Annotated in this window: 8 protein-coding genes and 1 pseudogene; all 9 read left to right on the top strand. The window is 35.5% G+C overall.

Annotation, left to right across the window (positions count from 1 at the left end; translation table 11 throughout):
* The first annotated feature begins 64 nt into the window (after positions 1–64).
* Positions 65–1,485 (top strand): annotated as a pseudogene (locus JOC86_RS23560) (alanine/glycine:cation symporter family protein).
* Positions 1,486–1,736: 251 nt separating this feature from the next.
* On the top strand, positions 1,737–2,714 hold the full coding sequence (locus tag JOC86_RS23565) for a glutaminase (protein ID WP_338021820.1): 978 nt from the start codon (positions 1,737–1,739) through the stop codon (positions 2,712–2,714).
* A 228-nt stretch (positions 2,715–2,942) separates the two neighbouring features.
* Positions 2,943–3,122, top strand: a complete 180-nt coding sequence (locus JOC86_RS23570; protein ID WP_205175950.1) for a hypothetical protein — start codon at positions 2,943–2,945, stop codon at positions 3,120–3,122.
* A gap of 73 nt (positions 3,123–3,195) precedes the next feature.
* Complete coding sequence (locus JOC86_RS23575) at positions 3,196–4,239, top strand: asparaginase (RefSeq protein ID WP_205175952.1); 1,044 nt, start codon at positions 3,196–3,198, stop codon at positions 4,237–4,239.
* The gene (gene aspA / locus JOC86_RS23580) at positions 4,208–5,638 is read left to right on the top strand and encodes an aspartate ammonia-lyase (protein ID WP_205175954.1); all 1,431 of its coding nucleotides are present in this window, start codon (positions 4,208–4,210) and stop codon (positions 5,636–5,638) included. Before JOC86_RS23575 ends, aspA begins: the two co-directional genes overlap by 32 nt.
* Positions 5,639–5,848: 210 nt before the next feature.
* Complete coding sequence (gene nhaC, locus JOC86_RS23585; RefSeq protein ID WP_205175957.1) at positions 5,849–7,258, top strand: Na+/H+ antiporter NhaC; 1,410 nt, start codon at positions 5,849–5,851, stop codon at positions 7,256–7,258.
* A 556-nt stretch (positions 7,259–7,814) separates the two neighbouring features.
* Entirely contained in the window at positions 7,815–8,522 is a 708-nt protein-coding gene (locus JOC86_RS23590) for an SH3 domain-containing protein (protein ID WP_205175958.1), read from the top strand.
* 1,436 nt (positions 8,523–9,958) lie between these two features.
* Entirely contained in the window at positions 9,959–10,414 is a 456-nt protein-coding gene (locus tag JOC86_RS23595; RefSeq protein ID WP_205175960.1) for an ASCH domain-containing protein, read from the top strand.
* Positions 10,415–10,917: 503 nt separating this feature from the next.
* The gene (cpaB, locus tag JOC86_RS23600; protein WP_205175962.1) at positions 10,918–11,694 is read left to right on the top strand and encodes a Flp pilus assembly protein CpaB; all 777 of its coding nucleotides are present in this window, start codon (positions 10,918–10,920) and stop codon (positions 11,692–11,694) included.
* Positions 11,695–11,724 lie beyond the last annotated feature (30 nt).

Here is an 11,724-nt window from a genome sequence, read left to right on the forward strand (position 1 = left end):
AATTATATCCCACAACGAGGTAACAGGTTAATAAATAACTGCTTTATTTTAAAACAGAGAGGTGATTCTTGTGGTAGAAAGTTTGATTAATTGGGGTAATACAATTCTATGGTCCTATGTTTTAATAGCTTTACTAATTGGTTTGGGAATTTATTTTACTTTCCGAACAAAATTTGTTCAAGTGGCAAATCCAAGAGAAATGTTTCGTTTACTAAAGGAAAGTCCTACAAATAGTGATGGAAAGAAAGGAGTTTCATCATTTGGAGCCTTTTGTATTAGTGCAGCATCAAGAATTGGTACAGGAAATCTAGCTGGTGTAGCTATTGCAATTACATTAGGAGGTCCAGGTGCTGTTTTTGGATGTGGGTAGTCGCAATCTTCAGTGCAGCACTAAGTTTTATTGAAAGTACGTTAGCTCAAGTCTATAAAGTTAAAGATTCAAATGGATTCAAAGGTGGACCGGCCTACTATATGGAAAAAGCACTTGGTGCAAGAGGGATGGGAATTGTTTTTGCACTTTTAATCACCTTCTGTTTTGGACTTGCTTTTAATTCCGTTCAATCAAATACCATTTCAATAGCATTTGAGGAAGCATTTAGTACGAACCGCCTTGTTATCGGTATGGTCTTATCTGTATTAACTGGTTTCGTTATTTTTGGTGGGGTAAACCGTATTGCTAAAGTGTCTCAGGTGGTTGTACCAGTTATGGCAATATTTTATTTAATTTTGGCAGCATATATAGTCATTTTAAACATTAGTGAACTTCCAAGGGTCATCAGCCTTATCTTTACCAGTGCATTTGGCTTGAACGAAGTTGTTGCTGGTGGGGTAGGTGCTGCAATAATAAATGGGGTAAAACGCGGATTATTTTCTAATGAAGCTGGTATGGGTAGTGCACCTGTTGCAGCAGCTACGGCAGATGTAAGCCATCCGGTAAAACAGGGGTTTATACAAACGTTAGGTGTTTTTGTTGATACATTATTAATTTGTAGTGCTACAGCGTTCATTATTTTATTATCTGGAATTTCTGGAGAAGGACTAGGCGGCATTCAGCTTACTCAAAGTGCATTAGCTAGCCACGTTGGACCATGGGCAAGTATTTTTGTAGCCATTACGATCCTATTACTTTGCTTTAGTTCAATTATTGGTAATTATTATTACGCTGAATCAAATATTGGTTTTATTAAGGAAAACAAAGCAGCTATCTTTATCTTTCGTTTAGCTGTGTTAGGAATGATCCTTTTTGGTTCCGTATCAAACTTAAGCATGGTTTGGAATTTAGCTGATCTTTTTATGGCACTTATGGCAATCACGAACTTAATCGCTCTAGCTTTAATTGGGAAAATTGCAATAGCCGTATTAAAAGACTACTTGAAGCAGAAAAAAGAGGGGAAAGATCCTGTATTTTATGCTAGCAATATTAAAGGACTTAAAAATGTAGAATGCTGGAAAGATGAAAATGTCGAGGTGCGAAAAGAAGCATAAAATCATACACACGTACAATTTTCACAAAAACAAAGTATTTATATTATTTGTATCGCTAAAAAAAGTCAATTTTCTGCTAATAAAGATATCCCTATCTGATCAACTTGGTTAAGCGAAAATATAAAAATTATTTTTTAATTGATTTGTAGTGTTTTGTATTTTTTCGTAGCATAGATTCTAAACTGAATTATATCTATTAGACCAAAATTACGGAAGCGCTTACAGGGGGTGGGGGAGTGTTTCAGCAAAAGATAAAAGAAATAGATCCTATAAGTGACTTTAAGGAGGAAAAATATCTGGAGGAATGGGTCATGAAATACCGTTCACTAGGTATGAAAGGAAGATGTGCTGACTATATTCCAGCTTTAGGAGAGTCCAATCGATCGGATTTAGGAGTTTACATGATTAATTCGAATGGATTTGAGATGAAGGCAGGGGATTGGAATGTTCCTTTTACTTTGCAAAGTATCTCAAAAGTCATTAGTTTTATTGCTGCATGTTTAGACCGTGGAATTCCCTATGTTTTAAATCGTGTTGATGTAGAACCAACAGGGGATGCATTTAACTCGATCATTCGATTAGAAATGCATAAACCAGGTAAACCGTTTAATCCAATGATAAACGCGGGAGCGATTACAGTAACATCCCTTCTTAATGGGGACTCACCAGAGCAAAAGTTAGAATCAACCTATGCATTAATAGAAAAAATGATTGGGAAGCGACCAACATTTAATGAAAATGTATTTCAATCTGAGTGGAAAACAGCAAATCGAAATAGAGCATTAGCTTATTATTTGAAAGAAAATGGATTTTTAGAGTCTGAGGTAGAAGATGTTCTAATGGTTTACTTAAAACAATGTTCAATCGAAGTTACGACAAAAGATATTGCGTTAATTGGATTAATTTTATCACAGAATGGATATGACCCAATTCATAAAAGGCAAGTCTTTCCTAAACAAATAGCCAAGTTAATAAAAGGTTTAATGCTAACTTGCGGAATGTATAATGCTTCAGGAAAGTTTGCAGCATTTGTTGGAATACCTGCAAAAAGTGGAGTGTCAGGTGGGGTTATGGCATCTGTACCAGCTAGATGTCGACAAAAGAACCTTTTCCAAACGGGTTGTGGGATTGGTATTTATGGACCTGCTATAGATGAATGTGGAAACAGCCTGGCGGGTGTTGAGTTATTAAAACATCTTACTGAGGTATATGACTTTAGTATTTTTTAATACTTAAAAAATAATAGGGTTTGACGGACAACTACAAATAGTAATGATAGATTCCTTGAAAAGACTTTTCATACAACCCTGTCCTATTAGGTAGATATTTGTTTATCAGCATATATGGTTGGCATAAGAAAATCTTCTCAAGCTTCTAGTGATGGATAGGCTGGGTTATTTACAACATTCTAATCTATATAAATAGTTTAAATCATTTTATTTGGAGGAATTTTTCTCGTGTGGATCATCACATCTCATTCAAATAACGACATGAAAATATTTGAATTTTGCACTGAAAAAGAAGCAAGAGAAGCTTTTAAGAGAATACAAGGTTATAAAATACTAACCGAAGTGATTTACTTTAATGATATTTATTTAGTTGAACAAGATAGTGTCAAAGAGACATTCACGATTTAAAATATATATTCCTATTTTTGGACCAAGAGTAATTTTATTAATGATAAAGGAAAGTTATGAAGGGGGTATTATATTGAAGAAGCTGCTGTTACTTACTACAGGTGGGACAATAGCATCATTAGAAGGAGAAGATGGACTAGCACCTGAGCTGAAAGCAGATGAAATGTTAAGTCATCTATCAGAAAGAAATCAACTCTGTCAGATTGATAGTAAGCCTTTGATGAATATAGATAGTACAAATATGCAACCAGAAAATTGGGCTAAAATAGCAAAATCGATATATGAGCATTACCATGATTATGATGGTTTCGTTATTACACATGGGACAGATACAATGGCTTACACTTCAGCTGCGCTTTCTTATATGCTACAAAATGTTGGAAAACCAATTGTCATAACTGGATCACAAGTCCCAATTGCCTTTCAGAAAACAGACGCTAAAAGAAATATCTCTGATGCAATCCGGTTTGCTTGTGAAGAAATCGGAGGAGTATATGTTGTTTTTGATGGGAGAGTCATTTTGGGGACAAGAGCTATTAAATTGAGAACGAAAAGCTATGATGCGTTTGAAAGTATTAATTACCCTTACGTCGCTTTTGTTAATAATGAGGACATTCATTATAATACACCAGTCGATACGTTAAAGAATAAAGAGATTAAGTTAGATATATCCCTTTGTAAAGATGTTCTATTAATTAAATTATATCCAGGCATAAAGCCAGAATTCTTTGACTCTCTAAAAAATTTATGTAAAGGGATTGTGATTGAGAGTTATGGGAGCGGTGGTATTCCATTTGAAAGAAGAAACATTGTTGAAAAATTAAATAATTTAGCAAAATGTGGAATGTCCATTGTCATTACTACTCAATGTCTAGAAGAAGGAGAAGATATGGATATATATGAAGTTGGGCGAAAAGTCGATCATGAAATCATTATTCGTTCGAGAAATATGAATACAGAAGCCATTGTTCCTAAATTAATGTGGGCATTAGGCAAGACACAGGAGCCACAAAAGGTGAAGAAGATAATGGAAACACCGATTGCAGATGACTTACATTTTAAATCTTACGACGGGAGTGAAGAAAATGGTAAGAGACAAGAATGCATACCGAATTGAGAGAGATTTTCTTGGTGAAAAGGAAATACCTGCAGATGTTTATTATGGAATACAAACATTACGGGCAGTAGAAAACTTTCCAATCACTGGCTATAAAATTCATACAGAAATGATAAAAGCGCTAGCAATGGTTAAAAAAGCAGCAGCGCTTGCCAATATGGATAGCATGCGCCTATATGAAGGACTTGGTAAAGTGATAGTTCAATCCACAGATGAAATTCTAGAAGGAAAGTGGCACGAGTATTTTATTGTTGATCCAATCCAGGGAGGAGCCGGTACATCAATGAATATGAATGCAAATGAAGTCATTGCAAACCGTGCGCTTGAACTACTTGGTCATAATAAAGGAGAATACGGGAAATTGAGCCCTAATAGTCATGTGAATATGTCACAATCAACAAACGATGTATTTCCGACAGCTATCCATATCTCGACTCTTAATATGCTTAATAAACTTCTGGATACCATGAATGACATGTTAGATGTTTTTAAGAAGAAAGCTCAGCAATTTGACCATATTATAAAAATGGGACGTACCCATCTACAAGATGCTGTACCAATTCGTCTTGGTCAAGAATTTGAAGCTTACAGCCGTGTATTGGAACGTGATATTAAACGGATTGGACAAACACGCCATCATCTTTATGAAGTAAATATGGGAGCGACGGCTGTAGGGACAGGGTTAAATGCTGACCCAAAGTATATAAAAAATGTTGTAAAGCACCTTGCAGACATTAGTGGCTTACAGCTTGTAGGAGCTGAACACCTTGTCGATGCAACCCAAAATACGGATGCTTACACTGAAGTGTCAGCAGCATTGAAGGTATGTATGATGAATATGTCCAAAATAGCGAATGACTTACGGTTGATGGCATCCGGTCCTCGTGCAGGATTTGGTGAAATTACTTTACCGTCACGTCAACCTGGTTCCTCTATAATGCCAGGAAAAGTAAATCCAGTAATGCCAGAGCTTATTAACCAAGTCGCCTTTCAGGTTATTGGAAACGACCATACGATTTGCTTAGCCTCTGAAGCAGGGCAGCTTGAATTAAACGTGATGGAACCAGTATTGGTTTTTAACTTGCTTCAATCCATCAGCATTATGAACAATGCATTCAGTAGCTTTACTGAATTTTGTTTAACAGGTATTGAAGCAAATGAAGATCGGATGAAAGAATATGTTGAAAAAAGTGTGGGATTACTTACAGCTGTAAATCCACACATAGGGTATGAAGTTGCATCCCGAATTGCCCGGGAAGCCATCTTAAAAGGTAAATTGATTCGAGAGCTTTGCCTGCAATATGATGTTTTGACTGAGGAAGAGCTTGATTTAATTTTAAATCCATATGAAATGACAAATCCTGGTATTTCTGGTAGTGCTCTTTTGGAACGAGTGTAACAAACTATACTTATATATATAAGATATAATTTCTATTTGAATAATCATCCCTAATAAGAGTCATAGTTTGATAGTCAAAGTTTTTCGTTGTTTAATTTATTTTATACATTTGCTATGAATCTCTTGATCTAGGGATGACTGAAAAGAAAGATGAATGTTTAAATATATAATTTGAGATTTGAAAGCGTTTTAATATTAGGGGGAGTAGGAGTGAGGAATGTACGATTACCATCAATGTTTGAGATTGTCTTCACATTGGGATTGTTTTTAGTCATTGTTTTTTCATTTACCACTATATTTGATTTACCGATACAGCTTGCGCTCTTTATATCGTGGTTCATTGTTATTTTACTTGGATTACGCTTAGGACACCGATACCAGCAATTACAAGGAGCTATAACAAGTGGGATTTCAAACGGTCTTGAGGCGATTTTAATTCTCATTGTAGTCGGTGCTCTTATCGGTACTTGGATTGCAGGAGGAGTCGTACCAACACTTATTTATTACGGTTTGGAGTTTATCCACCCGAGCATTTTCTTATTAGCTACACTCGTCACTTGCTCGATCACATCATTGGCAACAGGTACGTCATGGGGAACAGTGGGGACTGCAGGAATCGCGATGATGGCAATTGGAGAGGGAATGGGTATCCCTTTGCCACTTGTAGCTGGTGCTGTTCTTTCTGGTGCATACTTCGGAGATAAGCTATCTCCACTTTCTGACAGTACCGTACTTGCAGCAACAATGTCGAAAGTTGATGTTATTGCACACGTACGTGCCATGTTATATTTGGATATCCCTGCATACATCATTACTGCTATTCTTTTTACTATAGTAGGGTTTATGTATGACGGGAAAAATACAGATTTAGAAAAAGTGGAATTTCTGAAAGCGGCATTACTGGAAAACTTTAATATTCAGATCTGGATGCTTATTCCGGCGATATTTGTCATTCTAATGCTAGCACTGAAACAACCTTCTGTACCAACTATTGCTGCTGGTGCTCTCTTAGGAACCATTTGGGCTATTGCATTTCAAGGGATAGATTTTCCCATAGCTCTTGGTACTGCTTATAATGGTTTTTCTATAGCTACAGGTGTTGAGTTTATGGACAATCTTCTGAATCGTGGGGGAATCCAGGGAATGCTAGGTTCAATCGTCGTTATTATTTTTGGATTAGGATTTGGGGGTCTACTTGAACATCTAGGAGTACTAAAAGTAATAGTATCTAAATTCCAGAACAAGTTAACTTCAGCAGGCAATGTGACTTTATCAACATTACTTGTAGCCTTTTTAGCGAATGCATTTGGTTGTGCTATGTACGTGTCACTTATTTTAACACCCAAGATTATGGAAGAAAACTATGATAATTTAAATATAGACCGGAGAGTTTTAGCTCGAAATTCTGAAGTCGGTGGTACACTAACATCCGGAATGATTCCATGGTCTGACAACGGGATTTTCATGGCAGGCATTTTAGGAATAGCTACCTTTTCCTATGTTCCTTTTATGTGGTTAAGTTTTGTTTCCATTTTACTTGCGATCATTTATGGTTATACAGGAAAATATATCTGGTACACTAAAAATGACGTACAAGTACTTCAAAAGCAAGCCAACTAAATAAATCTCTACAATTTTAACTTTAAAAATATTTAGTGAAAAGTGTTAAAGGGAAGTAAGAAACTTAATCCTAAAGATTTATTCTGAACTCTCTTATCATCCTAACAACTTAAAAATGAAACTTTCGGACATTATTTTCTCTTTTTCTGTTTTAAATTATTTCTAGTTTATAACTGCTCATCCAATTAATTTCTTAAATAATAATATCTATTTTGAGAAAAGACCTTTTATCAATTAAGCTACTGATGAAAGGTCTTTTCTATAATTTGAAGGCTTTTATCACAGTACTGTGTAATGTCTCTTTCATTTAACAGCATGAACGTATATGCAAAGAATATTTACTGTAATTAAAAAAATCAGCAAGACTTAATAAAATTAGAATGCTATTTGTAGGTGAACGATTTAACGCTTGACTCCAAGATAAATAGGTGAAACCCCATTCAATTGAATACCTCAAGCAAAGGGATGATTAGCTCTTTTTGTTTCGTATCGCTGGGCGATATAACTTGCAAATAAATCTAAAAACCTTCATATTTAATAGAAAAGGAGGTCCGATATGCGACGTGATATACAACCGAATGAACGAGCTTTCTCTTCTAAGGAAGTGGCAGAAGAAGTAGGGATTGCAACACCCACAGTTCGAAAGTATGGCCAAATCTTAGAGCGGAATGGTTATGAGTTTTTGAAAGATGGCGATCGACGTATCTTTGTTCAATCTGACATTGTAGCGCTTATAGCGTTACGCGATACGGACAAACCCCTAGACGATACAGCTAAAGACCTTGTGAATCAACAAAAAGAAAGGTTAGAAGAATCCAATGAAACAGAGATTACGATAACCGATACATATGAAAATTTACCTCATGACCCCAATCAATTAAAAGAGGTTTTAATGTTTTTAGTCAATGAACTCGCAGCAACACGTGAAATGAATGTCCAACTGACAAACGATATGTCAGAGCTTAAAACAAAGGTTTCCCGACTCCAGCAAGATCATCATATTATAAGTTCTAGTATTGGAAATTCAGCACAAAAAACTAATGCTAAAATTGAAAAATTAACGGAACAACAAAATAGCCATTACGAAACATTGCTGCAACAAGAAAAACAAAAAAGTGAACTCTTGCAAAAAGAAATACAAACTATAAGGGACGAGCAGAAAAAAGAATGGAGTTCACAAAATGATTTTAATAAGCGTTTAGAAGAAGCGATACAAAAGCCTAAAGAAAAATGGGCATGGCTTTTCTCCATATTCCGAAAATAAGGTACCTGTTTAAAGTTTTTATGCTGAAGGGTGTAAAGATTTGTGGAAGGAAATTTTTGGTGTAGAAAATTTAAGCGGTACGCATCCAAACATTATACAAAACTTGAAGTAAGCAAAAAGAATGATTGATGACATGGGAGTTGAGGTGGTTAAGAACCTTAATAAAAAATATGAGTCATCCTTAATAGAGTTCCTTTAAAGGGTGGATCGGCTTTTTTGTTTCGTATCGCTGGGCGATATAACTTGCCATTAAAACCCCAGAGCCTTCATCTTTATGAAAAGGAAGTCGTATGCGACATGATATACATCTGAATGAACGAGCATTCACTTCTAAGTAAGTAGCAACACCTACTGATCGAAAGTGTGGCCATATTTTAGAGTGAAAAGGATATGAGTTCTTAAAAGAGGCAACCCACGTATCATTGTTCGAAGCGTTTATAGCGTTGCCCGATACGAACAAGTCCCCTAGACGATACAGCTAAAGAGCTTGTGTATTAACAAAATGAAAGATTAGAATTTAACCAATGAACTCGCAGCCGCGTGTGAAGTGAATATCCAACTGATAAAACGATATGTCTCAGTTTAAAACAAAGGTTTCCCGACTCCAACAGTTCATCATGTCCTAAATAGTGTTCCTCAAGAAATGGGATATTCAACCTTTTTTTGAGTTTCGTATCGCTGGGCGATATACCTTGCAAATAAATCCCTAGAACCTTTATCTTTAAGAAAAGGAAGTCTGATATGCGACATGATATACGTCTGAATGAATGAGTATTCTCTTCCGAGGGGGGCAGAAGGAGTGGTAATGCAAGCACCCACTGTTCGAAAGTATGGCCAAATTTTGAGGGAAAAGGATAAGAGTTCTTAAAAGAGGGTAACCCACGTATCTTTGTTCAATCCGACATCGGAGCGCTTATATCGCTACCCGATACAGGCAATTCTCTAGACGATATAGAGAAGACCTTGTGTATCAACAAAATGAAAAATTAGAAGCAACAAATGAAACAGAGGTTGCGATATCTGATACATTTAGAATTTAACCTATTGACTCCAATCAATTAATAGAAATCACTATTTTTCAAATTTCAACAAATTCCCGGGAAATAACTACAAATTATGAGTAGATATCGACAAAAATTAGAAGCATTTAAACAAACATTTGAATTTTTTACTGATAAGAAAGTAGACATACTCTAGAATTCCAATCCTCAATGCTGTTAATTTTACTCATAGCTTTTTTATCTTCTGTTTTGAAATGTATATGGAAGATTCATTTGTTGACCTATTGAAAATAAGAACTTCATTAGGTAAAAAAACTATTATTTTTTGTATTCAATTTTTAACTGGTAATTCTCGTCATAATGAGAATGTAGATGATAAAGAAGTCACTCTCATTAGAGGGTGGTTTTTTTGGTGAATAAAAAGGGGGGGTAACTATGGAACATAAGTCTGTCACCAAAATGTGGGAGAACTACACGAAAATATCAGATACTAGCAATAAGACCTATAATTCCTGGCATTTTTGTCATGAGAAGGAAGATGCTGATCACTTAGCTCAATTAGTAAAAGACGGAATTAAAACAGCGACTTCTTCTTTGCACTTGTTTTACGAGTTAGAAGGGGAAAGTCTTCCAAAGCGCGGTCAGTTGGATATTATCACAAACTGGGAGGGAATAGCCCAAGCAATTATAGAAACAGTAGACGTAAGGGTTATTCCATTTAAAGAAGTTAATGCAGACTTCGCTTATAAAGAAGGAGAGGGCGATCGCTCTTTAAACTATTGGAGAAAGGTACATGTCGACTTCTTTTCAGCAGAATTAGCAGCGATAAACCAATCATTTTCTGATGAAATGTTGGTAGTATGTGAGGAGTTTAAGATTGTCTATATGTAGTGGATTAAGCCGTATTACACATATTATTAATCCCCTTAGATTAAAAAATCTAAGGGGATTTTTATATGGATTCGACAAAAAACTCCATCAGTAAAATTAAGTATAAATACCTATGAGTTTTTACAATTAAGTCAAAACCCAACTATACCGCGAAGAAAGAGAAGTATTTATCTATTTTTCAGAATATTCCTCCGGTTATATCGTCTAAAACTCCCGGAAAAAACCCTTACCTTCAAACTAATTTTAGTATAAAAATCCTAGACATAATTCGACAAAATCCTACGGTTATTGACCAATTTACAAACAAATGGTAGAAATTATATAGAAAAAAGGTATGAACAAAATGTGAATAAATGTTTCAATTTGGAAAATAGTGGTAAATGTGCGAGAATTTACAATATGTTCCGGATGTCTCTTACATTTGTACCATTTTCAGATAATACTGACATCATATTGAGATTCTGTACGTAAGTAGAGGAGAGAAAGAAGGGAAGGGCCGAAAGATGCTGGAGTCGAAAAGGAAAGCTATTATATTTATTGTTTTATCACTTCTATTAGCATTAACTGCTGGTTTTTTAGTTTTGAAGAAAGTACAAGCGTTAAATACTAACCTTGGGACGACTGTACAAGTGTATGTAGCAAGTGATGAGATTTCATCACGGTCAATTATTACACCTAATAACGTTAAGACAGAGGAAATACCTAAGAAATATTTGAAAAAGTATCACGTTACAGAAGTCAAAGATCTAGCAGGAAAAGTATCCGTTGTCCCTTTGTCAGAAGGGGATATTATTACTAAAAATATTCTTAAAGATGTTTCAGCTGTAGTAGAGGAGAACAATCGTCTTATTACTTTAATGAAATCTGAAAGAGTATTTTTCGACCAACGACTAGAGGCGTTAGATAGAGTAGACATCATTGTTTCCCACAGGTTCAATGATAAAGAAGAGACGTCCATATTTATGAAGGATGTAAAAGTGGCTATGGTTGCTAAAAAGGATAATGATTTCCAAGGTGTACAATTAGAAGTTCCTTTAGATAAAGCACCCGAGTTAATACATATGCAGAACTATGCAGATAGCTTACGGATAATAAAAGCAAATGTCGAAAAAAAAGAAGAACAAGAGAAAGCGTCTAAGAAAGAGGCTGAACCAGCCAAGGAAGAAACACCTGCACCGAAAAAGGAAGAAAAGCCTAAACAAGAACCTGCTAAAAAGCCTGCAGAAGAAAAGCCAAAAGAAAAACCAGCTGAGAAGCCTGCAGAAAAACCTAAAGAGTAATGAAAAAAGCAACAGTAGTTAATGGCGGAG

Origin of the sequence: Rossellomorea pakistanensis (assembly GCF_016908495.1) — a bacterium.
Taxonomy (GTDB): domain Bacteria; phylum Bacillota; class Bacilli; order Bacillales; family Bacillaceae_B; genus Rossellomorea; species Rossellomorea pakistanensis.